At 64.2% G+C, this 26,682-nt stretch carries 23 protein-coding genes; 8 read left to right on the top strand and 15 right to left on the bottom strand.

What is annotated here, in order from left to right:
- Window positions 1-167 precede the first annotated feature (167 nt).
- Entirely contained in the window at window positions 168-2,567 is a 2,400-nt protein-coding gene (locus HU825_RS07350) for a penicillin-binding protein 1A (RefSeq protein WP_077682697.1), read from the top strand.
- A 65-nt stretch (window positions 2,568-2,632) separates the two neighbouring features.
- Here HU825_RS07350 and HU825_RS07345 read toward each other — a convergent pair whose 3' ends face one another.
- The 3 genes from HU825_RS07345 to rpmE form a co-directional block, all read right to left on the bottom strand.
- Complete coding sequence (locus HU825_RS07345) at window positions 2,633-3,901, bottom strand: malic enzyme-like NAD(P)-binding protein (protein WP_008568316.1); 1,269 nt, start codon at window positions 3,899-3,901, stop codon at window positions 2,633-2,635.
- 147 nt (window positions 3,902-4,048) lie between these two features.
- The gene (locus tag HU825_RS07340) at window positions 4,049-4,840 is read right to left on the bottom strand and encodes a thermonuclease family protein (RefSeq protein WP_234303218.1); all 792 of its coding nucleotides are present in this window, start codon (window positions 4,838-4,840) and stop codon (window positions 4,049-4,051) included.
- 19 nt (window positions 4,841-4,859) lie between these two features.
- Window positions 4,860-5,072, bottom strand: a complete 213-nt coding sequence (gene rpmE / locus HU825_RS07335) for a 50S ribosomal protein L31 (RefSeq protein ID WP_008568318.1) — start codon at window positions 5,070-5,072, stop codon at window positions 4,860-4,862.
- Between the two features lie 173 nt (window positions 5,073-5,245).
- Between rpmE and HU825_RS07330 the strand changes: the two genes are divergently transcribed.
- From HU825_RS07330 to HU825_RS07320, 3 genes are all read left to right on the top strand, one after another.
- Window positions 5,246-7,468, top strand: coding sequence for a primosomal protein N' (locus HU825_RS07330; RefSeq protein ID WP_234303217.1), 2,223 nt, complete (start codon window positions 5,246-5,248; stop codon window positions 7,466-7,468).
- 102 nt (window positions 7,469-7,570) lie between these two features.
- Window positions 7,571-9,310 carry an arginine--tRNA ligase gene (gene argS, locus HU825_RS07325; protein WP_234303216.1) on the top strand — a complete coding sequence of 580 codons (1,740 nt, stop codon included), beginning with the start codon at window positions 7,571-7,573 and terminating at the stop codon, window positions 9,308-9,310.
- Window positions 9,311-9,982: an SPOR domain-containing protein gene (locus HU825_RS07320; RefSeq protein WP_234303215.1), complete on the top strand. Its 672-nt coding sequence runs from the start codon at window positions 9,311-9,313 to the stop codon at window positions 9,980-9,982. It abuts the gene before it with no gap.
- A 57-nt stretch (window positions 9,983-10,039) separates the two neighbouring features.
- On the opposite strand, the gene HU825_RS07315 is transcribed toward HU825_RS07320, so the two are convergent.
- The 4 genes from HU825_RS07315 to trxA form a co-directional block, all read right to left on the bottom strand.
- Window positions 10,040-11,011 (bottom strand): CDP-6-deoxy-delta-3,4-glucoseen reductase, encoded by a 972-nt coding sequence (locus HU825_RS07315; protein WP_234303214.1) that lies wholly within the window; start codon window positions 11,009-11,011, stop codon window positions 10,040-10,042.
- Between the two features lie 74 nt (window positions 11,012-11,085).
- On the bottom strand, window positions 11,086-12,552 hold the full coding sequence (ubiD, locus tag HU825_RS07310) for a 4-hydroxy-3-polyprenylbenzoate decarboxylase (protein ID WP_234303213.1): 1,467 nt from the start codon (window positions 12,550-12,552) through the stop codon (window positions 11,086-11,088).
- 122 nt (window positions 12,553-12,674) lie between these two features.
- Window positions 12,675-13,934: a transcription termination factor Rho gene (gene rho / locus HU825_RS07305; protein ID WP_008568325.1), complete on the bottom strand. Its 1,260-nt coding sequence runs from the start codon at window positions 13,932-13,934 to the stop codon at window positions 12,675-12,677.
- A 228-nt stretch (window positions 13,935-14,162) separates the two neighbouring features.
- Window positions 14,163-14,489 carry a thioredoxin TrxA gene (gene trxA, locus HU825_RS07300; protein ID WP_003283463.1) on the bottom strand — a complete coding sequence of 109 codons (327 nt, stop codon included), beginning with the start codon at window positions 14,487-14,489 and terminating at the stop codon, window positions 14,163-14,165.
- Between the two features lie 177 nt (window positions 14,490-14,666).
- On the opposite strand from trxA, the gene ppx reads away from it, so the two are divergent.
- The gene (ppx, locus tag HU825_RS07295; RefSeq protein WP_043297911.1) at window positions 14,667-16,172 is read left to right on the top strand and encodes an exopolyphosphatase; all 1,506 of its coding nucleotides are present in this window, start codon (window positions 14,667-14,669) and stop codon (window positions 16,170-16,172) included.
- A gap of 48 nt (window positions 16,173-16,220) precedes the next feature.
- Here ppx and ppk1 read toward each other — a convergent pair whose 3' ends face one another.
- Both ppk1 and hemB read right to left on the bottom strand, forming a co-directional pair.
- Window positions 16,221-18,428 carry a polyphosphate kinase 1 gene (gene ppk1 / locus HU825_RS07290; RefSeq protein ID WP_234303212.1) on the bottom strand — a complete coding sequence of 736 codons (2,208 nt, stop codon included), beginning with the start codon at window positions 18,426-18,428 and terminating at the stop codon, window positions 16,221-16,223.
- A gap of 16 nt (window positions 18,429-18,444) precedes the next feature.
- Complete coding sequence (gene hemB, locus HU825_RS07285; protein WP_008568330.1) at window positions 18,445-19,458, bottom strand: porphobilinogen synthase; 1,014 nt, start codon at window positions 19,456-19,458, stop codon at window positions 18,445-18,447.
- A 293-nt stretch (window positions 19,459-19,751) separates the two neighbouring features.
- Between hemB and elbB the strand changes: the two genes are divergently transcribed.
- Both elbB and HU825_RS07275 read left to right on the top strand, forming a co-directional pair.
- Entirely contained in the window at window positions 19,752-20,417 is a 666-nt protein-coding gene (gene elbB, locus HU825_RS07280; RefSeq protein WP_043297909.1) for an isoprenoid biosynthesis glyoxalase ElbB, read from the top strand.
- Window positions 20,418-20,558: 141 nt separating this feature from the next.
- On the top strand, window positions 20,559-21,023 hold the full coding sequence (locus HU825_RS07275) for a thioesterase family protein (RefSeq protein WP_234303211.1): 465 nt from the start codon (window positions 20,559-20,561) through the stop codon (window positions 21,021-21,023).
- Window positions 21,024-21,046: 23 nt separating this feature from the next.
- Here HU825_RS07275 and HU825_RS07270 read toward each other — a convergent pair whose 3' ends face one another.
- From HU825_RS07270 to HU825_RS07250, 5 genes are read right to left on the bottom strand one after another with little or no spacing between them, the layout of a single operon-like run.
- Window positions 21,047-21,502 (bottom strand): YaiI/YqxD family protein, encoded by a 456-nt coding sequence (locus HU825_RS07270; RefSeq protein ID WP_008568334.1) that lies wholly within the window; start codon window positions 21,500-21,502, stop codon window positions 21,047-21,049.
- Between the two features lie 11 nt (window positions 21,503-21,513).
- Complete coding sequence (locus HU825_RS07265) at window positions 21,514-22,146, bottom strand: LysE family transporter (RefSeq protein WP_234303210.1); 633 nt, start codon at window positions 22,144-22,146, stop codon at window positions 21,514-21,516.
- Window positions 22,147-22,192: 46 nt separating this feature from the next.
- Window positions 22,193-22,954, bottom strand: coding sequence for a TerC family protein (locus tag HU825_RS07260; RefSeq protein ID WP_043297906.1), 762 nt, complete (start codon window positions 22,952-22,954; stop codon window positions 22,193-22,195).
- A 6-nt stretch (window positions 22,955-22,960) separates the two neighbouring features.
- Window positions 22,961-23,545, bottom strand: coding sequence for a mechanosensitive ion channel family protein (locus tag HU825_RS07255; RefSeq protein ID WP_234303209.1), 585 nt, complete (start codon window positions 23,543-23,545; stop codon window positions 22,961-22,963).
- Window positions 23,542-25,452, bottom strand: a complete 1,911-nt coding sequence (locus tag HU825_RS07250; protein ID WP_234303208.1) for an ATP-binding cassette domain-containing protein — start codon at window positions 25,450-25,452, stop codon at window positions 23,542-23,544. Before HU825_RS07250 ends, HU825_RS07255 begins: the two co-directional genes overlap by 4 nt.
- Window positions 25,453-25,517: 65 nt before the next feature.
- Here HU825_RS07250 and HU825_RS07245 point away from each other — a divergent pair, with 65 nt between their 5' ends.
- Window positions 25,518-25,997, top strand: a complete 480-nt coding sequence (locus tag HU825_RS07245; RefSeq protein ID WP_043297904.1) for a TIGR02444 family protein — start codon at window positions 25,518-25,520, stop codon at window positions 25,995-25,997.
- On the opposite strand, the gene HU825_RS07240 is transcribed toward HU825_RS07245, so the two are convergent.
- Window positions 25,973-26,677, bottom strand: a complete 705-nt coding sequence (locus HU825_RS07240) for an AlgP family protein (protein ID WP_234303207.1) — start codon at window positions 26,675-26,677, stop codon at window positions 25,973-25,975. The two genes, HU825_RS07245 and HU825_RS07240, sit on opposite strands and share 25 nt — an antisense overlap.
- Window positions 26,678-26,682 lie beyond the last annotated feature (5 nt).

Raw genomic sequence — 26,682 nt, 5'->3', positions numbered from 1 at the left:
TATTTTATCCGCGACTTACGGATTAATTATGGTTATCCACATTAGATTACAGCCTTGACAGAAGCGCAAATGGCTAGCCGACAAAAAAACCGCTTATAATGTGACCGGTTTTTCCCTTTCAGCATCGCCTGCGGCGCCCTCCTATATTCTGGATTTCAAGAACCCCGATGCGCTTTCTGAAGTTTCTCTTCTGGTCTTGCCTTGCACTTTTTTGCGCATTTGCGCTCAGCCTCAGCGGTGCTTTTCTCTATCTGAGTCCGAACCTGCCGTCCGTGGATTCGCTACGCAGCATCCAGCTGCAGATCCCGCTGCGGGTCTACAGCGCCGATGACAAGCTCATTGCGGAGTTCGGGGAAATGCGTCGTTCTCCTGTTCGCTTCGAGGAGATTCCCAGCGACTTCATCCAGGCGCTGCTGGCCGCCGAAGACGACAATTTCGCAAATCATTATGGCGTCGACGTCACCGGGCTGCTGCGCGCTGCCGCGCAATTATTGAAGAGCGGCCACATTCAGACCGGCGGCAGCACTATCACCATGCAGGTCGCCAAGAACTTCTTCCTGACTAGCGAGCGCAGCTTTTCCCGCAAGATCAATGAAATTCTGCTGGCCCTGCAGATCGAGCGCGAGCTCACCAAGAACGAAATTCTCGAGCTCTACGTGAACAAGATCTACCTGGGTCATCGAGCCTACGGTATCGAGGCGGCGGCGCAGGTCTATTACGGTAAATCGATCGGCGAGCTGACCCTCGCTCAGAAGGCGATGATTGCCGGCCTACCCAAAGCCCCCTCGGCGTTCAATCCACTGGTCAATCCCGCTCGCAGCAAGGAGCGCCGCGACTGGATTCTGGGTCGCATGTATCGATTGGGCTCGATCGATGAGGCCAGCTACCAGCAAGCCATCGCTGAGCCCGAAACCGCACGCTACCATGGCGCTGCGCCGGAGCTGGATGCAGCCTACATCGCCGAAATGGCACGCGCGGAGATGGTCGGCCGCTTCGGCAGTGCAGCCTATACCGATGGCTTTCGCGTCTACACCACCGTCAGCAGTGAGCGGCAACAGGCCGCCAATCGGGCGTTGTTTGAAGGCCTGATCGAATACGACCAACGCCACGGGTACCGGGGTCCCGAGGCTCGCCTGGGTGACAAGACACCAGCTGTCTGGCTTGAAGAACTGGCGCAGCATCGCGCACTTTCCGGCCTGCTCCCGGCAATCGTCAGCCAGGTCGGCGGCGAAGGGATCAAGGTGCTGTTGCGTGACGGCAGCGAACACGCGGTGAGCTGGGAGAGCATGAAATGGGCCCGGCCGTTTCTGGCCACCAACAGCCTTGGTCCTCGCCCCCAGCGACCTGCCGATGTCGTGGCGCGTGGCGACCTGATCCGCATCCGTCTCGATGGCGAGAGTGCCACCTTTAGCCAGGTTCCAGTCGCACAGGCAGCGCTGGTATCGCTGGATCCCGTCGACGGCTCCATCGAAGCATTGGCCGGTGGTTTTTCGTTCGGTCAAAGCAAATATAACCGTGCGATCCAGGCCAAACGCCAGCCGGGCTCGAGCTTCAAACCCTTCGTCTACAGCGCCGCGCTCGACGCGGGCTACACCGCCGCCACGCTCGTTAACGACTCGCCAATCGTCTTCGTGGAAGAAGGGATGGATCGCATCTGGCGACCGAAGAACGACAACAACACCTTCCTCGGTCCTATCCGCATGCGCGAGGCGCTATATAAGTCGCGTAACCTCGTTTCGATCCGGCTACTGCAAAGCATTGGCATCGATTACACCATCGACTACATCAGCCGTTTCGGCTTCCAAGCGCAGGATCTGCCACGCAACCTTTCGCTGGCGCTGGGCACCGCGACGCTCACACCGATGGAGATCGCTACCGGCTGGACCGTGTTCGCCAACGGGGGCTACAAGATCGAGCCCTATCTCATCGAGCGCGTCGAGGATCGCGAAGGCCAGCAGGTCTTCGCCGCCAACCCCACCCGTGTTCCGGATGCGCCGAACGCGGCCACCGTCAGTACGGACCAAGTCGCACCTGCGGAGGCGGACACGCCCCCCCGCACTGCCGAGCAGATCATCGATGAACGAACCGCCTATATCATGACCAGCATGTTGCAGGACGTGATCACTCGCGGTACCGGCCGGCGCGCGCTGGCGCTCGGCCGCCACGACTTAGCCGGTAAGACCGGCACCACCAACGATTCGATCGATAGCTGGTTCTCGGGCTACAACGCGGATCTGGTGACGACGGTCTGGGCCGGCTTCGATCAGCCACAGAGCCTAGGCCGGCACGAGTACGGCGGCACCGTGGCATTGCCCATCTGGATGAAGTACATGGGAACCGTGCTCAAAGATCTTCCAGAACATTTGCCAGCCGAGCCCGCCGGGCTGCTGACACTACGGGTCGATCCGCAGAGCGGCCGTGCAGCAACACCGTCGACGCCGAATGCATATTTCGAGCTATTCAAAAGCGAAGACTCGCCCCCCTCGATGAGCGAACTCGAGCCCGGCGCGCCGGTGCCTGGCAGCCCTTTGCCAGCCAGCGAAGCGGCGCCGATCGACCTGTTCTAGAACCCCTTCGACCCCAAACAAAAAAGCCCCGCAGAATCTGCGGGGCTTTTTCATTCAGGTCGGGATCAGCCGTTGAATACGTCGTTGACCGACTTGAGCGGGTAGTTCGACGGATAGGGCAACGTCGCCACGCCGCTGTCGATTGCCGCCTTGGCAACCGCGTCCGATACCAGCGTGATCAGACGCGGGTCCATCGGTTTCGGAATGATGTACTCGCGACCGAACTGCAGGTCGGACACGCCATAGGCAGCCGCGACTTCCGCCGGCACCGGCAGCTTCGCCAGATCACGCAGGGCGAGCGCCGCAGCGATCTTCATTTCCTCGTTGATGCGGGTCGCCCGCACGTCCAGCGCACCGCGGAAGATGAACGGGAAGCCAAGCACGTTGTTAACCTGATTCGGGTAGTCCGAACGACCGGTGGCCATAATGACGTCGGAACGGGTGGCGTGCGCCAGCTCGGGACTGATCTCCGGATCCGGATTGGAGCAGGCGAAAACGATCGGATCGGCCGCCATGCGCTTGAGACCCTCGGCACTCAGCAGATTGGCCCCGGACAGGCCGACGAACACATCGGCGCCGTCCAGCGCATCGTCCAGCGTGCGCTTGTCGGTTTCGTGGGCAAAGATCGCCTTGTACTGGTTGAGATCGTCGCGACCGGCATGAATCACGCCCTTGCGGTCGACCATGAAGATGTTCTCGATCTTCGCGCCGATGCTGACCAGCAGCTTCATGCAGGACGTCGCGGCAGCGCCGGCACCGAGGCAAACAATTTTTGCCTCTTCGATGGTCTTGCCAGCGATCTCCAACGCGTTGAGCATGCCCGCCGCGGTCACGATGGCCGTGCCGTGCTGATCGTCATGGAAGACTGGAATATCGCACTGCTCGATAAGCGCGCGCTCGATCTCGAAGCACTCGGGCGCTTTGATGTCTTCCAGGTTAATACCACCGAAGGTGATCGAGATGCGCTTGACAGTGTCGATGAAGGCCTGCGGGCTTTCGGCGTCCACCTCGATGTCGAACACATCGACGCCGGCGAAGCGCTTGAACAGCACACCCTTGCCCTCCATCACCGGCTTGGAGGCCAGCGGGCCGAGGTTGCCCAGACCGAGAATCGCGGTACCGTCGGAGATCACAGCGACCAGATTGCCCTTGCCGGTATAGCGGTAGGCCAGCTCGGGATCACGAGCGATTTCTCGTACGGGAGCGGCAACACCTGGACTGTAGGCCAGCGACAGATCGCGGGCGGTGGCGGTAGGCTTGGTCAGCTCGACACTCAGTTTTCCCGGACGCGGCTGGGAATGGTAGTCGAGAGCGGCGGTTTTCAGGTCAGTCATTGGCATTTCCGCTTGTTTTTACTGGGACAGACAGGCGGTCGAGCATACGCCAAGAGCGCGCGCCGTCACAAGCGAGCCAAGAGGAGAGTGTCAAGCGCTGATGACTGCGACTTTTAGGGAATAAATGCCAGGCTAAACGGCGTTTTCTCACGGACGAACGACAAGCGCCGCCGGATGAGACAGCCGCATCAGCCAGCGCGCCTGATCGCGTCGCGTCCGCGAGCCACGATCGACCACCCAGCCGCGCGCCTCGATTCGCGCACCTCGCAGCGACGCCTGCACCGCAGCGAACGCTGCGACATCGCGTAGCGGCACGTGCAGCACCAGCGGTCCGTCAAGCTCGATCCACAGCCCCCCGCGGTTGCGCTCGACGCGCTCGACCCGCCCTTCGACCAGAGCGAAGCCGCCGGCGCGAATTTCCCGCGCCTGGCGCAGCAGCGGTCGCTTCCAGAGACCTCGATGCTGTTGGCGCGCCTGCGCCTCGGCAGTACGATGGCAGTCGACCAGTTCGGTATTGGGCGCCACCGCGACGAAGAAGCCGAGCCCCTGCGCCAGCAATGCTGCCTCCAAGTTGTTTCCCTGCGCATCGTAAGCATGCGCCAGCACGCGACCGTAGCGATCGCGCGCTTCGCCCCCCATGCGCAGACCGAGCCGACCGTCACTGGCCTTCACCAGTTGCTGCAGATGGCTACGCGCCGCGTCTGCCAGCGGCTCGGCGGCACGTCCCTTACGTCCCAGCTCCGGCGTGTTAAGGCCAATCAGGCGGACGCTGCGGCCGTCGGTCAGGCGCAGGGTATCGCCATCGATGACCTGCGCTACCGCGAACTGAGGCAGGCGCTCCGGTGCCGGACAGAAGGCCTGCACCGACAAGCTGCAGGTGACGGAAACGAAAAAGGCGCCCACCAGGGACGCCTTTTTCATGTACTCGGAGAACTGCATAAGTTCTCGATACGCCAGCTTACTTGGCGCCGAACACACCGAAACGCTGCTTGAAGCGATCGATACGGCCGCCGGTATCCAGTACCTTCTGCTTGCCGGTGTAGAACGGGTGGCATTCGGAGCACACGTCGATGTTCAGGTTCTTGCCCAGCGTGGAGCGAGTCTTGATGACGTTGCCGCAGCTGCAGGTGGCGTCGATTTCGACGTAGTTCGGATGGATATCGGCTTTCATGATGAATCCTCTGGATTGCGTGCCGCCACCCGACCCTATGCCGAGTACCGCACGAATTAGGGCGCGAATGATACCAGAGCATTCGGGTGATGCAAGCGCGGGCCGTGGCCGCCAAAGCAGCAGCGCGCGCGGCGATCGTTTACCATCGGCGCCCGCTCTCCAGGGATTGCCGCGTGCCCACGACCATCCTTCGCCTGGCCCTACCCTCGCCGCTGCGCCGCCTGTTCGACTATCTGCCGCCGGCCGGCTGCGCAATCGCCGCGCTGCAACCGGGGGTGCGCCTGCGCGTGCCCTTCGGCCGGCGCGAGGTGGTGGGCGTACTGGTCGAGCTGTCCGACCACAGTGAAGTGCCGGAGGCGAAGCTCAAGCCGGCACTCGAACTGCTCGACCGCCAGCCGCTGCTGCCGGTCGCATTGTTCCGACTCTGTCTGTGGGCCGCCCAGTATTACCAGCATAGCCTGGGCGACACCTTCAGCTGGGCATTGCCGGCACTGCTGCGTCAGGGCGAGGCGGCGGAAGCGCGGCAGGAGCGTTTCTGGCAGCTGGCCGAAGGCGCCCGCGCCGACGATCCGCGCCTGGCACGCGCGCCGCGCCAGCGTGAAGCGCTCAAGACCATCGCCCAGCACCCGCACGGCGTACCGCACAGCCTGCTCGGCAAGCTGCAGCTGAACCGCGACAGCCTCGAACTGTTGCTGGACAAACGCCTGCTGCGCATCGACAGCCGGCGCCGCAGCCAGTCGCGCAGCCACAGCGGCAGTTGGCTGCTGCAATCGGAGCTGGCACTCAACAGCGAACAGCGCGCGGCCTTCGAGGCCATCCGTGCCGGACTGGGCGGCTTCCAAGCGTTTCTACTCGCCGGCGTTACCGGCAGCGGCAAGACCGAGGTCTATCTGCAGCTGATCCATCAGGTGCTCGCCGCCGGCAAACAGGCACTGGTGCTGATTCCGGAAATCAATCTCGGGCCGCAGACGCTGGCGCGCTTCGAGCAGCGCTTCAACGCCCGCATCGCCCTGCTGCACTCCAGCGTGAACGACCGCGAGCGCCTGGATGCCTGGCTCGCAGCACGCGACGGCGAAGCGGATATCGTCATCGGTACGCGCTCTGCGCTGTTCACGCCGCTGAAGAACCCCGGCCTTATCATCATCGATGAGGAACACGACGCCTCCTATAAACAGCAGGAGGGGCTGCGCTACCACGCCCGCGACCTCGCCCTGCTGCGCGCCCGCCAGGAGAATCTGCCGATCGTGCTCGGCTCGGCCACGCCGTCGCTGGAGAGCCTGCACAACGCCCACGCTGGCCGCTACGCCCTGCTCAAGCTGACCCGTCGCGCCGGTGGCGCCCAGCCACCACGTTTCCTGCGCCTGGACGTCAAGAGCCGCCCACTCGATTCAGGCATCTCCGGCCCGCTGCAGCAGGCGATCGCGCAGACCCTGGCGGCCGGCCAGCAAGTGCTGGTGTTCCTCAACCGCCGCGGCTTCGCCCCCACACTGCTGTGCCACGACTGCGGCTGGCTCAGCCAGTGCCCGCGCTGCGATGCGCGCATGACCCTGCACCAGCGCCACCACGAACTGCGCTGCCACCATTGCGGACATGTCGAACGCCCGCCGAGCAATTGCCCACAGTGCGCCAAGGTCGATCTGCGCCCGGTGGGCGCCGGTACCGAACGCGCCGAGGAGCGGCTCGGCATTCTCTTTCCCGATTACCCGGTGCTGCGCATCGATCGCGACAGCACCGCGCGCAAGGGCGCGATGGAGCAGCTGTTCGGCACCATCAACCGCGGAGAGCCGTGTCTGCTGGTCGGCACACAGATGCTCGCCAAGGGCCACCATTTTCCGCGGGTGACGCTGGTAGCGATCCTGGACGCCGATGGCGGGTTGTTCTCCGCCGATTTTCGCGCCAGCGAACGCATGGCGCAGCTGATCGTCCAGGTCGCCGGACGCGCCGGACGCGCCGAGGAACCCGGGCGCGTGATCATTCAGACCCATCTGGCCGATCATCCGCTGCTCGTGCAGCTCACCGAACAAGGCTATTTCGCTTTCGCCGAGCAGGCGCTTTCCGAGCGGCGCGCCGCCGGTCTGCCACCATTCAGCCATCTCGCACTGCTGCGGGCCGAGGCGCACCGGCCGGGTCAGGCGGAAGAATTTCTCGAACAGGCCTGCAGTCTGGCCGAACGACTACTGGACGAACTGCAGCTCAGCGGCATCGAGCTGCTCGGCCCGGTGCCCGCACCGATGGAACGCCGCGCCGGACGCTATCGCGCACAGCTGCTGCTGCAAGGTAACAGCCGCGCGCCACTGCACCGCCTGATGAGCGCCTGGCTGGTGCAGCTCGAGCAGCTGCCGGGCGGACGGGCGGTGCGCTGGTCGCTGGATGTCGATCCGATCGATCTTTTCTAGCGGCAGGTGAACGCCGGCGGTGGCTTGCCACCGGTGGCCTGAAGCTTGTCGCTGCTTCTATAATGCCGGGTTTTCGCGCAAGCCCGCCCGACCGAGCCGATCATGAAAGACAGCATTCGCCACCTGATCCAGCAAGCCCTCGACCGCCTGACCGCCGACGGCGTGCTGCCTGCTGGCCTGAGCCCGACGATCCAGGTGGAAAACACCAAGGACAAGAGCCACGGCGACTTCGCCAGCAACATCGCGATGATGCTGGCCAAGCCCGCCGGCCTGAAGCCGCGTGAACTGGCCGAGAAGCTGATCGCCGCGCTGCCGCAGGATGCTCAGGTCAGCAAGGTGGAGATCGCCGGCCCGGGCTTTCTCAACTTCTTCCAGAACACCGCTGCCCTTGCCGAACGCCTTGAGGCGGCCCTGGCCGATCCGCAGCTGGCGGTGCGCAAAGTCGGCGCAGCGCAGCGCGTGGTGATCGATCTGTCGTCGCCGAACCTGGCCAAGGAAATGCACGTCGGCCACCTGCGCTCGACCATCATCGGTGACGCCGTCGCGCGCGTGCTGACCTTCCTCGGCGACGACGTGATCCGGCAGAACCACGTCGGTGACTGGGGCACCCAGTTCGGCATGCTGCTGGCCTATCTGGAGGAGCAGCCGGCGGCCGCCGAAAGCGAGCTGGCCGATCTCGAGCAGTTCTACCGCGCGGCGAAGAAGCGCTTCGACGAATCCGCCGAGTTCGCCGACCGCGCCCGCGAGCTGGTGGTTCGCCTGCAAGCCGGCGATGCCGAGTGCCTGCGTCTGTGGCAGCGCTTCAACGACGTCTCACTGAGCCACTGCCAAGCCGTCTATGACCGCCTCGGCGTCAGCCTGAGTCCGGCCGACGTCAAGGGTGAGAGCGCCTATAACGCCGAGCTGCCGGGCATCGTCGAGGCCCTGCGCACGAAAGGCTTGCTGACCGAGGACGACGGTGCCCAGTGCGTGTTCCTCGACGAGTTCAAGAACGCCGAGGGCAACCCGCTGCCGGTGATCGTGCAGAAGGCCGGTGGAGGCTACCTCTACGCCACCACCGACCTCGCCGCCATGCGTTATCGCAGCCAGGTGCTACACGCCGATCGCGTGCTGTATTTCGTCGACCAGCGCCAGGCGCTGCATTTTCAGATGGCCTTCGAAGTGGCGCGGCGCGCTGGCTTCGTGCATGACGGCATGCAGCTGGAGCACATGGGCTTCGGCACCATGAACGGTGCCGATGGCCGGCCGTTCAAGACTCGCGACGGCGGCACCGTGAAGCTGATCGATCTGCTGGATGAAGCCGAGCAACGCGCCTATAGCCTGGTGAAGGAGAAGAATCCGGAGCTCGATGAAAGCGAGCTGCGCCAGATCGCCCGTGCCGTGGGTATCAGCGCGGTGAAATACGCCGACCTGTCCAAGCACCGCACCAGCGACTACCGCTTCAACTTCGAGTTGATGCTCAGCTTCGAAGGCAACACCGCGCCATACCTGCTGTATGCCTACACCCGCGTGGCCAGCGTGTTCCGCAAGCTGGGCAAAGGCATCGATGAAATCACCGGCCGCATCCGACTGGAAGCCGAGCAGGAGCTGGCGCTGGCCGCCCGCCTCGCGCAGTTCGGCGAAGTGCTGAACAATGTTGCCGCCAAAGGCGAACCGCACCAGCTGTGCAGCTACCTCTATGACCTGGCCGGGCTGTTCTCCAGCTTCTACGAGCATTGCCCGATCCTCGGCGCCGACGAGCCGGCGCAGAAAGACAGCCGCCTGCGTCTGGCGGCCCTGACCGGCAAAACCCTCAAGCAGGGCCTGGAGCTGCTCGGCCTGGAACCGCTGGAGCGGATGTAAGTGGCTGCGCGCAAGAAGGCCGCCCCCAAGCGCGGCGCCAGTCGCTACCAGGCGCCGACGAAGAAAGCCGTCCCCGGCTGGATCTGGCTCGCCTGTGGACTGGTGATCGGCGGTTTCATCGTCTTCCTGGCCAGCCTGGAACCGGGTGGCGACGAGGTGAAGCGCAACAAGGAAACCCCCAAAGCCGCGATCAAGGAGCAGCCCAAGCACAGCACGGCGGCAAGCGAGCCGCCGAGCAAGCCCAAGTACGACTTCTACACGCTGCTGCCGGAATCGGAAGTGATCCTGCCGCCGGAAACCAAGCAGCCGGAGCCGCCGCCGAGCAAACCGGTGACACCGGCCGAAGCGGCCAAGCTCGACGAAGCGCGCGCCCTGGCCGCCCTCAGCGGTCAGGTTCCGCCGCCGCCACCGACCGTGGCCAAGGCGCCGGTGACGCAGTATTTCCTCCAGGCCGGCTCGTTCCGCCAGCAGGCCGAGGCGGAAAAGGTGCGCGCCCAAATCATCCTGCTCGGCCAGGATGTGCGCGTGGAGAACGTCAAGGTGCGCGACGAACCCTGGTATCGCGTCCTAGTCGGGCCGTACAGCAGCCGTGAACAACTGGGCGCGGCGCAGAAGACTCTGGCCGCCAGCGGCTACAAGAATCTGCTGCTACAACAGCGCCAGGTTCGCTGAAACGAAAAACGCCGGGCTCGACCCGGCGTTTTTCTGCTTGCTTTATTGCGCCGCCGTTCAGGTCTCGCGTGGTGCGTAGGCGAATACATCGGCGCGCATCTGATGCGGATCCATACCGGCCGCCACCAGCGCGTCCAGCGTGCCATAGACCATCGAAGGAGAGCCGCTGGCGTAGACGTGCAGCTCGCCGAGGTCGCTGAAATCCTCGCGAATCGCCTCGTGCAGCAGCCCGCAGCGCTCCTCCCAGCCACAGACATCGCTGACCACCCGGTGCAGGTGCAGGTTGGCCATACCCTGCCACTCTTCCCAGTGCGGCAGACGATAGAAGTCTTCCGGTCGCCGCACGCCCCAGTACAGATGCACCGGATGTGCGAAGCCGGCGGCGCGGCAGTATTCGATCAGGCTGTGCATCTGCGCCATGCCGGTACCGGCGGCGACCAGCACCAGCGGACCGTCCGGTAACTCGGCCAGATGCGTATCGCCGAACGGCAGTTGCACGCGGGCGAAACCCTGGCGGCGCACATGTGCCAGCAGCTCGATCGCCGAATCTTCGCGCGCAAGTACATGCAGCTCTAGCTCACGCCCGCGCCCCGGAGCCGAGGCCAGGGAAAACGCCGACCACTCGCCATCGGCGCGCTGCAGCAGCAGGTACTGCCCGGCGTAGTAACGCGGTTGCTTGCCGGCCGGCAGGCGCAGCAGCAGACGTACCACATCGCCACCCACTTCCTCGTAGCCGCTCAGCTGGCAGCTCAGCTCGCGCACCGGCAGCTCGCCGGGGGCCAGCACGCCGTCCCAGTGCAGCACGCAGTCTTCCAATGGCTCGGCCAGACAGGCAAGCAACTCGCCGTGGTCACGTTCTTCGCCGCTTTGACGCACGCGCCCCTCAACCAGCAGCGAAGCGCAGATATGGCAGTTGCCGTTGCGACAGCTCTGCGGGCACTCGTAGCCCAGGCGCCGCGCGGCGTCGAGAATGCGTTCGCCGGGGACTACGTCGAGAACGGCGCCGGATGGCTGCAAGGTCACTTTCATGTGCACGTCGTTTCTTCAATGAGCGGGTCGCCCCGCCAAGGCTGCGGGCGGGCTCGAGCCCGCCTCGTGTTATCTCAATCGATGCCCAGCTGCGACCAGAGTTCGTCGACCCGTCGTTTCACCGCCTCGTCCTGCACGATGGCGCGACCCCATTCGCGGCTGGTTTCGCCCGGCCATTTATGAGTGGCATCCAGGCCCATCTTCGAGCCCAGACCGGAAACCGGCGAGGCGAAGTCCAGGTAGTCGATGGGTGTGTTGTCGATCAGCACCGTGTCGCGCTTGGGGTCCATGCGCGTGGTGACCGCCCAGATCACGTCGTTCCAGTCGCGCGCGTTAATGTCGTCGTCGGTGACGATGACGAACTTGGTGTACATGAACTGGCGCAGGAAGCTCCACACGCCGAGCATCACCCGCTTGGCGTGGCCGGGATACTGCTTCTTCATGGTTACCACCGCCATGCGGTAGGAGCAACCCTCGGGCGGCAGGTAGAAGTCGACGATCTCCGGGAACTGCTTCTGCAAAATCGGCACGAACACTTCATTCAGCGCCACGCCGAGGACGGCCGGCTCATCCGGAGGACGGCCGGTGTAGGTGCTGTGGTAGATCGGATCGCGGCGATGGGTGATGCGCTCGACGGTGAACACCGGGAAGCGATCCACCTCGTTGTAATAGCCGGTGTGGTCGCCGTACGGCCCTTCGTCGGCCATTTCACCGGGATAGATGTGCCCTTCGAGCACGATCTCGGCATAGGCCGGCACCTGCAGGTCCGAGCCGATGGCTTTGACCAGCTCGGTGCGCGAGCCGCGCAGCAGGCCGGCGAATGCATATTCGGAGAGGGTGTCGGGCACCGGGGTCACCGCGCCGAGGATGGTCGCCGGGTCCGCGCCCAGCGCCACCGCCACCGGATACGGACGGTCGGGGTACTTCTCGCACCATTCGCGGTAATCCAGCGCGCCGCCACGATGACTGAGCCAACGCATGATCACCTTGTTGCGGCCGATCACCTGCTGGCGGTAGATGCCGAGGTTCTGCCGCTCCTTGTTCGGGCCTTTGGTGATGGTCAGCCCCCAGGTGATCAGCGGCGCGGCATCGCCCGGCCAGCAGTGCTGCACCGGAATCTTCGCCAGGTCGACGTCGTCGCCCTCGAGCACCACTTCCTGGCAGGGCGCATCCTTGAGCACCTTGGGCGCCATGCTGATGACCTTCTTGAAGATCGGCAGCTTGCTCCAGGCGTCCTTGAGCCCTTTTGGCGGCTCCGGCTCCTTGAGGTAGGCCAGCAGCTTGCCAATCTCGCGCAGCTCACCCACCGCCTCGGCGCCCATGCCCAGCGCAACGCGCTGCGGGGTGCCGAACAGATTGCCGAGTACCGGCATGTCGAAACCCGTCGGGTTCTCGAACAGCAGCGCCGGGCCCTGTTTGCGCAGGGTACGGTCGCAGATCTCGGTCATTTCCAGAACGGGAGACACGGCCGTCGTGACGCGCTTGAGTTCACCGCGTTGTTCCAGGCCGCTGATAAAGTCGCGCAGATCGCGATACTGCATGCTTGAGCCTCGCATGGGCCGGCAGGTCGGGGCGCAAAGTTTAGCGCTCGCGTCGGGTTTTCCAAAACCTGCAGATAGACGAAGGCCGGGTTTCCCCGGCCTTGTTGGCAACGACGTGATGCTTACTTGCGCTTCATGGACATGAAGAATTCGTCGTTGGTCTTAGTGTCCTTGAGCTTGTCGAGCAGGAACTCGATGGCAGCAATCTCGTCCATCGGATGCAGCAGCTTGCGCAGGATCCACATGCGCTGCAGCTCGTCCTCGCTGGTCAGCAGCTCTTCGCGACGAGTACCAGACTTGTTGATGTTAATCGCCGGGAACACGCGCTTCTCGGCGATACGGCGATCCAGCTGCAGCTCCAGGTTCCCGGTGCCTTTGAATTCCTCGTAAATCACTTCGTCCATCTTCGAGCCGGTTTCCACCAGCGCGGTGGCGAGGATAGTCAGGCTGCCGCCCTCCTCGATGTTGCGCGCCGCGCCGAAGAAGCGCTTGGGCTTTTCCAGCGCGTGGGCGTCGACACCACCAGTCAGCACCTTGCCGGAGCTCGGGATCACGGTGTTGTAGGCACGCGCCAGACGGGTGATGGAGTCGAGCAGGATGACTACGTCCTTCTTGTGCTCGACCAAGCGCTTGGCCTTCTCGATGACCATTTCGGCAACCTGCACGTGACGGGTCGGCGGCTCGTCGAAGGTGGAGGCGACCACTTCGCCGCGCACGGTGCGCTGCATCTCGGTCACTTCTTCCGGGCGCTCGTCGATCAGCAGGACGATCAGATGGCAGTCGGGGTTGTTGCGGGTGATGTTGCTGGCGATGTTCTGCAGCATGATGGTCTTGCCCGCTTTCGGCGGGGCGACGATCAGGCCGCGCTGGCCTTTGCCAATTGGTGCAGTCAGATCGATGACGCGACCAGTGAGGTCCTCGGTGGAGCCGTTGCCAGCCTCCATCTTCAGCCGTTCGTTGGGGAACAGCGGAGTAAGGTTCTCGAAGAGGATCTTGTTCTTCGCGTTTTCCGGTCGGTCGTAGTTGATCGAGTCGACCTTGAGCAGGGCGAAATAGCGCTCGCCCTCCTTCGGCGGACGGATCTTGCCGACGATGGTGTCGCCGGTACGCAGGTTGAAGCGGCGGATCTGGCTCGGCGAGACGTAGATGTCGTCCGGGCCGGCCAGGTACGACGAATCCGCGGAGCGCAGGAAACCGAAACCGTCCTGGAGAATCTCCAGCACGCCGTCACCGGAGATTTCCTCGCCGCCTTTGGCGTGCTTTTTGAGCAGGGAGAAAATCACGTCCTGCTTGCGCGAACGGGCCATGTTTTCGATGCCCATCTGTTCGGCCATTTCCAGCAGTTCGGTGATGGGCTTTTGCTTGAGTTCGGTCAGATTCATAGAAAGAGATCAGGAAGGATGTAGACAGCGATTAGCTTGAGAAGCCGCGCAGCAGGAGACGAACAGGTTCGTGGTGCTTTGAGAGGCTGATGTGCGTCGGCGACGGCATGCAGAGGGCGACCGAAGGAATGATCGCGTGGCCGAATTTAGCACCGCATCAACGTAGCGTCCACCCTGGAATGCAAAAAGCCCCCGCGGATGCGAGGGCTTTGCGTGTAGCGAGAAGGCTCAGATATTGCTATCGAGGAACGCCGCCAGCTGCGATTTCGACAGGGCGCCGACCTTGGTGGCCTCGACGTTGCCGTTCTTGAACAGCATCAGCGTCGGGATACCACGCACGCCGTACTTGGGCGGAGTCTCCTGGTTTTCATCGATGTTCAGCTTGCAGACCTTGAGGCGGCCTTCGTAATCCTTGGCGATCTCGTCGAGTACCGGGGCAATCATCTTGCACGGCCCGCACCACTCGGCCCAATAGTCGACCAGCACGGGGCCGTCCGCCTGGAGAACGTCCTGCTCGAAGCTGCTGTCGCTGACATTGTTGATGTATTCGCTCATGGATAGTCTCCAGGGTCTGAACGGAAAGTGGCCGACATGATAGCCCGCCTTCCGGCTGACCGAAAGCCGCAGGCGGCCGGCGGGCACGCCCGGTGGCTGCGCCTGCGTCAGCGCCTCACGTTGGCGGATGAATGTCGATCGTGTCACGATGTCGAGGTTCTGCATCGAGACCAGCCCATGCGCAAGACCGCTCCCGAATCCTATCCCCTGATCGCCGCCCTCGATCTGGGCTCGAACAGTTTCCACATGGTGCTGGCACGTACCAACAATGGCGAGATGCGCATCCTCGAACGTCTCGGCGAGAAGGTGCAGCTGGCTGCGGGCATCGATGAGACCACCCGCCTGCTCGACGAAGCCGCCATGCAGCGCGGCCTCGACTGCCTGCGGCGCTTTGCGCAACTGGTCAACCACCTGCCGCAAGGCGCCGTGCGTGTGGTCGGTACGAACGCGCTGCGCGAGGCACGCAACCGCGCCGAGTTCATTCGCCGCGCGGAGGAAATCGTCAACCACCAGGTCGAGGTCGTCTCCGGTCGGGAGGAAGCGCGCTTGATCTACCTCGGCGTCTCGCATACCTTCCCCGGTCGCGCTGGCCGGCGTCTGGTCGCCGATATCGGCGGCGGCAGCACGGAATTCATCATCGGCGAGCATTTCGAATCGCAGCTGCGTGAAAGCCTGCAGATGGGCTGCGTCAGCTATACCCAGCGTTTCTTCCGCGACGGCAAGATCACCCCGGCGCGCTATGCGCAAGCCTATACCGCCGCGCGCGTGGAGCTGATGGGAATCGAACATGCGCTGCGCCGGCTGGGCTGGCAGGAATCGATCGGCGCATCGGGCACGATTCGCGCGGTCGGCCAGGCGATCAAGGGCGGCGGCTACAGCAATGGCGAGGTCACGGCCGAGGGCATCGGCTGGCTGAAGCGCCGGCTGTTCAAGCTCGGCGATGTCGAGCGCATCGACATGGACGGCATCAAGCCGGATCGACGTGGTGTATTCCCGGCCGGACTGGCGATCCTCGAGGCGATCTTCGATGCGCTCGAACTGGACAGCATGACCCACTCCGAAGGCGCTCTGCGCGAGGGCGTGCTCTACGATCTGCTCGGCCGCCACCATCGCGAGGACGTGCGCGATCGGACTCTGAGCTTCCTCATGGAGCGCTATCACGTCGACACCGAACACGCCGCGCGCGTGGAAGCCAAGGCACTGGAGGCCTTCGATCAGGTGGCCGAGAGCTGGGGGCTGGACGACGAGTGGCTGCGCGAATTGCTGGGCTGGGCGGCGCGCATCCATGAGGTCGGACTGGATATCGCGCACTATCACTACCACAAGCACGGCGCCTATCTGATCGAGCACTCCGACCTGCCCGGCTTCTCGCGCCAGGATCAGCAGATGCTTGCGCTGCTGGTGCGCGGCCACCGCCGCAACATTCCCAAGCAGAAGTTCGAGGAATTGTCCGAGGAAGGCGTCAAGCTGACGCGCCTGTGCGTGCTGCTGCGCTTCGCCATCCTCTTCCACCATATCCGCGGCGCGCAGCAGGCGCCGGCCTACCGCTTGAGTGTCGATGGCGACAGCCTGGACGTGGTATTCGCCGATGGCTGGCTGCAGGACAACCCGCTCACGGAGGCCGATTTCGCCCTCGAAGCCGAATGGCTCAAGCGCATCGGCTTCACCCTCAGCGTCCGCTGAGCGATCACGGCGCCAGCGCAACCCGGCTGGCGCCGCACATCCCTCGTACTAGCGCGAGTTAGGGTTGCTCAGCCGCTCGAGCAACGCGTACTGCGCATTGCGCGGATTCTGGTTGCCGCTCGGGCTGTTGCGCACGTAGCTGCCATCGGGCTGCAGAATCCAGCTCTGGGTGTTGTCGGTGAGGAAGGCTTCGAGCTCCTTCTTCACACGCGTAACCAGCTTCTTGCCTTCGACCGGGAAGCAGGTTTCCACCCGCCGATCCAGGTTGCGCTCCATCCAGTCAGCACTCGAGAGATAGAGCTTCTCGTCGCCGTCGTTATGGAAATAGAACACCCGGCTGTGCTCGAGGAATCGGCCGATGATCGAGCGCACCTGAATGTTGTGCGAAACCCCGGCGATACCCGGCCGCAGGCAGCACATGCCGCGCACCACCAGGTCGATGCGCACACCGGTCTGGCTGGCCTTGTACAGCGCCTTGATCATCCGCGGATCGGTCAGTGAGTTGACTTTGAGGATGATGTGCGCCGGCTTGCCTTCGCTGGCGTGCTGGGTTTCCTGCGCGATGAGGTCGAGCAGTGCCTTCTTCAGGGTGAACGGTGCGTGCAGCAGCTTCTTCATACGCATGGTCTTGCCCATGCCGATCAGCTGACTGAACAGTTTGGAGACGTCCTCGCAAAGCGCATCGTCCGAGGTCAGCAGGCTGTAATCGGTATACAGACGGGCGTTGCCGGCGTGGTAGTTGCCGGTTCCCAGGTGCGCGTAGCGGCACAGCTCGCCGTTCTCGCGGCGCAGGATCAGCATCATCTTGGCGTGGGTCTTGTAGCCCACCACGCCGTAGATCACCACCGCGCCAGCCTGCTGCAGCCGGCTGGCGAGCTGCAGGTTGGACTCCTCATCGAACCGCGCGCGCAGCTCGATCACCGCGGTGACCTCCTTGCCGTTGCGCGCCGCTTCGACCAGTGCGTCGACGATCTCGGAGTTGGCGCCCGAGCGATACAGCGTCTGTTTCACGGCCAGCACCGACGGATCCTTGGCCGCTTCGCGCAACAGATCGATCACCGGCGTGAACGACTCAAACGGGTGCATCAGCAGAATGTCCTGCTTACGCACTACGTTGAAGATGTTGCCGCTGTTCTGCAGCAACTTGGGGATCGTCGGGGTGAACGGCAAATATTGCAGCTCCGGATGGCTATCCAGACCGGTGATGCTGAACAGCCGGGTCAGGTTCACCGGGCCGTTGACCCGGTACAGCTCACTCTCGCCGAGGCTGAACTGCTTGAGCAGGAAATCGGCCAGGTGCTGCGGACAGGTGTCGGCCACCTCCAACCGCACCGCATCGCCGTAGCGGCGAGACATCAGCTCGCCGCGCAGCGCGCGGGCGAGATCCTCGACGTCCTCGGTATCCACGGACAGATCGGCGTTGCGGGTCAGGCGGAACTGGTAGCAGCCCTTGACGCGCATGCCGTGGAACAGGTCGTCAGCATGCGCGTGAATCATCGAGGAGAGGAATACGAAGTTGTCGCCCGTACCGCCGACGTCTTCCGGCACGCGGATCACCCGCGGCAGCAGACGCGGCGCCGGGATGATCGCCAGGCCCGAATCGCGGCCGAACGCATCGATGCCTTCGAGCTCGACGATGAAGTTCAGGCTCTTGTTCACCAGCAGCGGGAACGGGTGAGTCGGATCGAGGCCGATCGGCGTGACGATCGGCGCGATCTCGTCGCGGAAGTAGCGACGCACCCAGGTCTTGATCTTGGTGGTCCAATGACGGCGGCGAATGAAGCGGATGCCGTGCTCGGCCAGCGCCGGCAGCAGCACCTCGTTGAGAATCGCGTACTGCCGATCCACCTGAACGTGCACCAGCTCGGAGATGCGCGCCAACGCCTGATGGGGCTGCAAGCCGTCGGCACCGGCCTGCTCGCGGGCAAAGGCCACCTGCTTCTTCAGGCCGGCGACGCGGATCTCGAAGAATTCATCCAGATTGCTGGAGAAAATCAGCAGGAACTTCAGCCGCTCCAGCAGCGGATTGGACTCGTCCAGCGCCTGTTCCAGCACGCGGATGTTGAACTGCAGCTGCGACAGCTCGCGATGGATATACAAACTGCTGTCGTCGAGGTTCGGCACCGGCACCGTGACCGGCACCGGCAATGGCAGCGGTGCTTCGACCACGGGGACCTCAGCCACCGCCTCGGCCAGCGGCTGAACCTCTTCGATGGCGGTGTGCAATTCCGTTTCGCTGAGTCCTTGATTGGTCATGCAATGCCTCGCGGGCCTACTGGCCCCGTTTCAATTGTTGTGCGGCCTGTTTGGCGAAGTAGGTGAGAATGCCATCGGCCCCGGCACGCTTGAAGCCGACCAAAGACTCAAGAATGACCGCCTCGCTCAGCCAGCCGTTCTGGATCGCCGCCATGTGCATGGCGTATTCGCCACTGACCTGATAGACGAAGGTCGGCGCCTTGAACGCCTCCTTGACCCGCCAGACGATATCCAGATACGGCTGCCCCGGTTTGACCATCACCATGTCGGCGCCTTCGGCCAGATCCGCGCCCACTTCGTGCAACGCCTCGTCGCCGTTGGCCGGGTCCATCTGGTAGGTGTTCTTGCTGCCCTTGCCGAGGTTCGCCGCCGAGCCCACCGCATCGCGGAACGGGCCGTAGTAGGCACTGGCGTACTTGGCCGAGTAGGCCATGATGCGCACATTATGATGCTCGGCGACTTCCAGCGCCTCGCGGATCGCCTGGATGCGGCCGTCCATCATGTCCGACGGCGCGACGACCTGGGCGCCCGCCTCGGCATGCGACAGCGCCTGCTTGACCAGCGCATCGACAGTGACGTCGTTCTGCACGTAGCCGTCGGCATCGAGAATGCCGTCCTGGCCGTGGGTGGTGAACGGATCGAGCGCCACGTCGGTGATGATCCCCAGCTCCGGGAAGCGCTCACGCAGCGCGCGGGTGGCGCGCTGGGCAATGCCGTCCGGGTTCCAGGCTTCGGCGGCGTCGAGCGACTTCTTCTCCAGCGGCGTCACCGGAAACAGCGCCAACGCCGGGATGCCCAGCGCCACCAGCTCCTCGGCTTCCTTGAGCAGCAGGTCGATGGACAGGCGCTCCACGCCGGGCATCGACGGCACCGCCTCGCGACGGTTCTCACCGTCGAGCACGAACACCGGCAGGATCAGGTCGTCCACGGTCAGCACGTTCTCGCGTACCAGGCGACGGGAAAAGTCGTCGCGACGATTGCGCCGCAGGCGAGTGGCAGGAAACAAGCGATTGGCCGGAACGAGACTCACGGACGAACTCCTGGCCCGCAGAACGGGCGAATATGACGGTTATAGGCCAACCCGATGACAGCTTGATGACAGGCGGACCAAAAAATATCCGGACCATTGTCGCCAGCCACGGCGCCGACTGCCAGTGCTTTGCACCGCCGCGAATCGCCGCGCAGGCGCAACGTAGAGCGTACTGAACACCGGGACGGCGCGCGCATCAAAGCTGACAGAAGGGCTTACCTGCGATCCGCTCGCGTTTTAGCATCAGCGCATACGCAGGCCCGCTCGGCCGTGTCTAGACCAGGAGTATCGCTATGAACAAGAAAGTCGCCGTGATCCTTTCCGGCTGTGGCGTCTACGACGGCTCGGAAATCTACGAAAGTGTGATCACCCTGCTGCGCCTCGACCAGCGCGGCGCGAAGGTGCAGTGCTTCGCACCGAACGTGCCGCAGCTGCATGTGATCAACCACCTCACCGGCGAAGAGATGCCCGAGTCGCGCAACGTGCTCACCGAATCGGCGCGCCTGGCGCGTGGCCAGATCAAAGACCTGCGCGAGGCCCGCGCCGAGGATTTCGACGCCCTGATCTTGCCCGGCGGCTTCGGCGCGGCGAAGAACCTGTCGACCTTTGCTACCGAAGGCGCGGCCGCGAAGGTACTGCCGGAGGTGCTGGCGCTGGCCCAGGCGTTCGCCCAGGCCGGCAAGCCGGTCGGCCTGATGTGCATCGCTCCGACTATGGCGGCACAGATCTTCGGTGCCGGCGTGGTCTGCACGCTCGGCAGTGATGACGCCGACGCCGCCCGCGCGGTGGTCACGATGGGCGCCGAGCACCAGGCATGCGAAGTCGGCGACATCGTCGAAGACCCGCGCCACAATCTGGTCACCACGCCGGCCTACATGCTCGCCCAATCGATCAGCGAGGCCGCCGCCGGCATCTACAAACTGGTCGACCGCGTGCTCGAACTGGCCAGCGAGGACTGACAGCCATCGCCAGAAAGTCCCGGGGCAACCCGGGATTTTTTTGCGTGAAACTCGCCAAATCCGCGGGCACTCGCGCCGTCGCTCTGTTCAGCTGGGCGCCCGTGAGGCAGCGTTGTCACTCGTCCACGCAGGAAACCGATCATGCACGAAGACACGCTGCTTGCCGAACAGGCTCAGGCGGTTCGCGAGATGTTCGAGCGAATCCCCTTCAATCAAGCCCTCGGCATCGAACTGGACGAAATCTCGACCTCAAGCGTGGTCATGCACCTGTCGATGAAGCCCGAGCTGGTCGGCAACTTCGTCCACGGCATCCTGCATGGCGGCGTCATTGCCTCGCTGCTGGATGTTGCCGGCGGCGCCACGGCGATGCTCGGCGTGTTCGACCGACACCGGCATCTCACCGAGCATGAACGTGCGACGCGCCTGGCGCGGCTCGGCACCATCGACCTGCGCATCGATTACCTGCGCCCCGGACGCGGCAAACGCTTCAGCGCCAGCGCGGTGCCGTTGCGCGCAGGCAACAAGGTAGCGGTCGTACGCTCGGAACTGCACAACGAGGAGGGCGTGCTGGTCGCGGTGGGAACCGGAACCTATCTGTGCGGCTAAGCACCGCGCGGATGCCACGCGCGCTACTGGCGCCGCATCAGCTGCGTCAGCAGCCGATCCAGGGCATTGGCGAAGGCCTGGCGCTCGCGCTCGCCATAGGCGGCCTGACCGCCGCCGACCTGGCCCTGCTCGCGCAGATCGGTGAACAGGTTGCGCACCGCCAGGCGCTCGCCCATGTTGCGCTCATCGAACTCGCGCCCGCGCGGATCGAGCGCGACCACGCCCTTCTTCACCAGACGATCGGCCAGCGGCACGTCGCTGCAGATCACCAGATCGCCCGGAACGGCATGCTCGACCAGATAGTCGTCAGCCGCATCCGGACCGCTCGGCACCACGACCAGCCGGACACAGGCGAACGCCGGCTTGACCTGGCTCTGCCCGGCTACCAGCCACACCTCGAAGCCGCGCTTCAGGGCGAACTTGACCACCTGATCCTTGGCGGCACGCGGGCAGGCGTCGGCGTCGATCCAGACGCGCATTCGCTGCGTGCTCACGTGGCGGCGCGCCTGACGGTCGCCAGCAACGCGGCCGCACCGGCAAACATGACGGCAAAGCTGCGATTGACCAGCCGCTGTTGGTGCGGCGTACGCAGCAGGCGCAGCACCCGGGCAGCCAGCCCGGTATAACCGGCCATGACAATGAGATCGACCGCCACCATCGTCGCGGCCATTTCCGTGTACTGCAGCACCAGCGGTCGCTGCGGATCGAGGAACTGCGGCAGTACGGCGAGAATGAACACGATTGCCTTGGGATTACTGGCATTCACCAGGAAGCCGCGCAGCACCAGGCTTAGCGGCCGCCCGATCGGCCGCGGCGCAGCGGAATCGTCCAGCGCTTCGGGTTGCGCCTGCCATTGCTTGAATGCCAGCCACAGCAGGTAGCCGACGCCAAACCACTTGATCAGGCCGAACGCCAGTTCCGAGGTCGCCAGCACCGCGCCGACACCGGCGGCGACGATGGCGATCTGCAGGACCAGCGCCAGCTGCAGGCCGATGGCATTCCAGTAGCCGCGCCAGAAGCCGTACTGCAGCCCGCAGGACATCGAGGCGATCGCCCCCGCACCAGGCGACAGGCTGATCACCCAGCAGGCGACGAAGAAGGCAAGCCAGGTTTCAAGCGTCATGTTCCATCTCCTGGTGAACGAAGGTCGGGCGCTGCGAGGCCGGCGATCAGTCCGGCACGTCCTTGCCCAGCTTCACCGGCTCCTTGAGCTTGCGTCCCATCGCCTTGCGCATACGGATGTTCAGCGCTTCGACGCCCAGCGAGAAGGCCATCGCAAAGTAGACATAGCCCTTGGGTACATGCACACCGAAGGCTTCGGCAATCAGCAGGGTGCCGACCACGATGAGGAACGACAGCGCCAGGATCTTCAGGGTCGGGTGCTTCTCGATGAAATCGCTGATGGTGCCTGCCGACATCATCATGACCAGCACCGCGATGACGATGGCCGCGACCATCACCGGCACGTTCTGCACCAGGCCCACCGCAGTGATCACCGAGTCCAGCGAGAAGACGATATCGATCACCGCAATCTGCAGGATGATGCCAAGGAAGCCGGCCTTCACCGCGCCGCCGGCACCGTGCTGTTCTTCTTCCTCACCTTCGACGCTGTGCCAGATTTCCATGGTGCTCTTGAACAACAGGAACAGACCGCCGAAGAACAGGATCAGGTCGCGTCCGGAGACGCCCTGCTCCCAGACGGTGAACAGGTCGTCGGTCAGGCGCATGACCCACGCAATCGACAATAGCAGCAAGATCCGCGTACCCATCGCCAGCGCCAGACCGAAGAAGCGCGCCTTCGGTTGCTGCGCCTTGGGCAGCCGGCTGACGAGGATCGAGATAAAGATGATGTTGTCGATGCCGAGGACGATTTCCAGGGCGGTCAGGGTTAGAAATGCGACCCAGATTTCCGGGTTGCTCAGCCATTCCATAAGGGTTTACTTCTCGTTGGGGGGTTGTGGGGTGAACTGCAGTTCGCTGCCGCGCCAGCGGCGCACGGCTTTCTGGAAAAACAAGCTGTTGGGCACCTGAACGATGGCACCGGTTACACTTTCGGCGCTCTCCTCGAGGGTGGTGTAGAGCAGATTGATATCGATCACGCGGCCTTTGACGATGGGCTTGTCGAACGCCTCGACGATCTCCACCACATCACCAAGCCGAAACGGCCCGACGGTAAGAATCAGCACCGCGCAGAGCAGGTTGGACAGCACGCTCCAGATCGCGAAGAAGGCCACGGCCGCCACCGCGACGAAGCCGGAAATCGCCGTCCACAGTACGGTAGCGGATACGCCGAGGCGCTCCAGAACCATGATCAGCGCACCACCCATGATGAACCAGCGGATGCCGCCACGCACCGGCAGCAGCAACTCCGGCGGTAGCGGATAGCGACTGCCCAGGCGGGTCAGACCGCGCGCCACCAGGCGCTGCAGCACGTAGGCCACCAGCAGGATCAACAGCACCTGCAGGCCAAGCAGCAGCGGTTCGCGCCACGGGCCGAAGAGGGTCAGCAGGCGCTCGTTCATGCGCTTGCCTCCAGCTGCGCCTGCAGGCGCTCGAGGGTTTCCAGCGCTTCCAGCCAGGCCTCCTCCAGTTCGCCTTCGCGCACCTTCAGCTCAGCCTGACGCGCCAGCAGCTCGCGCAGCTCGTCCTTGCGCGCCGCCTCGTAGAGCGCCGGGTCGCCGAGTCGATCTTCCAGCTCGGCCAGCTTCTCGTGCACGCCGCCAAGGTCCTTCTCCAGCTTGTCGGCGTGCCGCTTGTGCGGTGCCAGCTGCTGGCGCAGCGCAGCGGCGGCCTGGCGCTGGGCGCGGCGGTCGGTCTTATCCGGCGCGCCGTCGTTGACCGTCGTGGGCTGCTGGCGCGCGCGGTAATCCACCAGCCAGCGTGCGTAATCCTCCAGATCGCCATCGAAGGACTGTACCTGACCGTCAGCCACCAGCAGAAACTCGTCGGTGGTGCTCTTGAGCAGATGGCGGTCGTGGGAAACCACCAGCACCGCGCCTTCGAACTCCTGCAGAGCCAGGGTCAGCGCCAGGCGCATTTCCAGATCGAGATGGTTGGTCGGTTCGTCGAGCAGCAGCAGGTTCGGCTTGCCCCAGGCGATCAGTGCCAGCGCCAGTCGTGCCTTCTCGCCGCCGGAAAAATTCAGCACCGGCTCATCACAGCGCTCGCCACGAAAATCGAATCCACCGAGGAAGTCGCGCAGGGTCTGCTCGCGCTCGCCGGGTGCGATGCGCTGCAGATGCAACAGCGGGCTGGCCTTGGGGTCGAGCGCATCCAGCTGATGCTGGGCGAAATAGCCGATCACCAGATTCTCGCCGCGCTGCAGGCGGCCGGCGATCGGGCTGAGCTCGTTGGCCAGGGTCTTGATCAGCGTCGACTTGCCCGCACCGTTCGGTCCCAGCAGGCCGATCCGTGCACCGGGCACCAGCTGCAGCTTGACCTTGTCCAGCACGGTCTTGTCGCCGTAGCCGAGCCGGCCTTCAGCCAGATCGAGCAGCGGGCTTGACACCTTGTCGGCCTCGCGAAAGCTGAAATCGAACGGCGAATCGACATGGGCCGGCGCCAACTCCTCGAGGCGCTCCAGCGCCTTGATCCGGCTCTGCGCCTGACGTGCCTTGGTCGCCTTTGCCTTGAAGCGACGGATGAAGCTCTCCATGTGCGCGCGCTGCGCCTGCTGTTTCTCGTACGCCTGCTGCTGTTGCGCCAGGCGCTCGGCACGGGTGCGCTCGAAGGCCGAGTAGCCGCCGCGATAGAGCGTCAGCGTACGCTGTTCGAGATGAATGACGTGATCGACCACCGCATCGAGGAAATCGCGGTCGTGGGAAATCAGCAGCAGCGTGCCCGGATAGTTCTTCAGCCAGTCCTCCAGCCAGAGGATCGCATCGAGATCGAGGTGGTTGGTCGGTTCGTCCAGCAGCAGCAGCTCGGACGGACACATCAGCGCCTGCGCCAGGTTCAGGCGCATGCGCCAGCCACCGGAGAAGCTGCCGACCGGCAGGGCCATCTGCGCGTGGGAAAAGCCCAGTCCGGCGAGCAGCTTGCGCGCGCGCGCATCGGCGCTGTAGCCGTCGGCGTTGTCCAGCTCGGTGTGCAGGCGCGCCAGCGCGTTGCCGTCGTGCGCCTGCTCGGCCACGGCCAGATCACGCTGGATGCGCCGCAACTCGACGTCGCCATCGAGCACATAATCCACCGCCAGCCGATCGAGCGTCTCGATTTCCTGACGCATATGGGCGATGCGCCAGTCCGGCGGCAGCTGGCAGTCGCCGCCGTCCGGCACCAGCTCGCCGCGCAGCAACGCGAACAGGGTGGATTTGCCGGCACCGTTGGCGCCCACCAGACCGGTCTTCTGGCCAGGATGCAGGGTCAGCTCGACGCCTTCCAGCAGACGCTGGGGGCCGCGCTGTAGAGTGAGGTTCTGAAGTCGGATCATAATGGCGGCGGAGTTTATCAGCTCGCCCGAAATGCGGTCGGGCGCCGACAAAAAAAACCGAGCCCATGCCTACCGCCGATCTCTGGTCTTTCGCTCTCGCCTGCTATGCCCGACCCGGCGTGGAGTCCGCCTGTCTGGAACTGCAAGCGCAAGGTGCCGACGTCTGCCTGCTGTTGTGTGGCGCCTGGCTGGAGGTGCGCGGCAGCGCATCCGATCCAGTGCGCCTGGGACAACTCATGGCAATCGCCACACCCTTGCAGCAACATCTCCACTCTCTGCGCCAGCTGCGTCAGCAATGGCGCGCGGCCGCGCAGCAGGATGCGGCGCTGAATCGGCTACGCGAACAGCTCAAATCGTTGGAACTGCAAGGAGAACGCGTCCTGCTGGAACGCCTGGAACATTGCTGTGACACCTGGCCGACGAGCGCTGAGCAGGCGCATTGGCTGGAAGCGCTGCTGCCCGTGAACAGCGAAAGCAGTCGCGCAGCCTTGGCGGTGCTGCGCGACGCGGCGCGGCGGACTCAGCTGGCGCTGCGCGGCGCCTGAGTGGTGGCGCCGCTGGACTTGGCCGGTTTGCGCGCCACCGGCTTCTTGGCAGCCGGCTTCGGCGTGGCAACCGGCTTGCTCGCGGCCGGTCTGCTGCGCGCGGGTTTGGCCGCCGGCGTAGCCGCTTGCGGCTCGACCTTGGCGGCAGGCTTGCTCGCCGGCGCCTTCGCCGTACGCGCCCCGGCGGTGGCCGGCTTGGGGGTGGTAGCCGAGGCACGACTGCTGCGAGCTGCCGGCTTGGGCGCACTGGCGCTCTTCGATGCCGTCTCCGCAGATGAACTGCGCGTCTGCAACGCCTGCGCGGCGGAATCACCCACCTGACGCACGCCCTGCGCCAGATGCAGGCTCTGAGCGATGTCGCGCTTGAGTTCGGCAATGTAACCGAGCATCTCGCTCTGGCGCGCTTGCAGCAACGCCATCAGCTCCTCCAGCTCGTCGATGCGCGCGCGCGCCTTACCCTGGGCTTTGGCGCGACCAGCGCGACCGGCTTCATCCAGTCGCGTACGGGCCTTCGCCAACCGTTCCTGGGTCTTGCCGCGCTGCTTCTCCAGCTTGCCCAGCGTACTTTCGGCATCCTGCAGTGCCAGCTGGCAGGCCTTGTCCAAGTGGTCGACGAGGGTGTTCGCCAATTGCTCAAGCAGATGCAGCGGGGTGTTAATCGACTTCTTCTTTGCGGGCATGAAGG

The sequence above is a fragment of the Pseudomonas phenolilytica genome, from assembly GCF_021432765.1.
GTDB classification, from domain to species: Bacteria; Pseudomonadota; Gammaproteobacteria; order Pseudomonadales; family Pseudomonadaceae; genus Stutzerimonas; species Stutzerimonas phenolilytica.
Note: the sequence above shows the minus strand (reverse complement) of the source record. Positions and strands in the feature narration are given on the sequence as shown.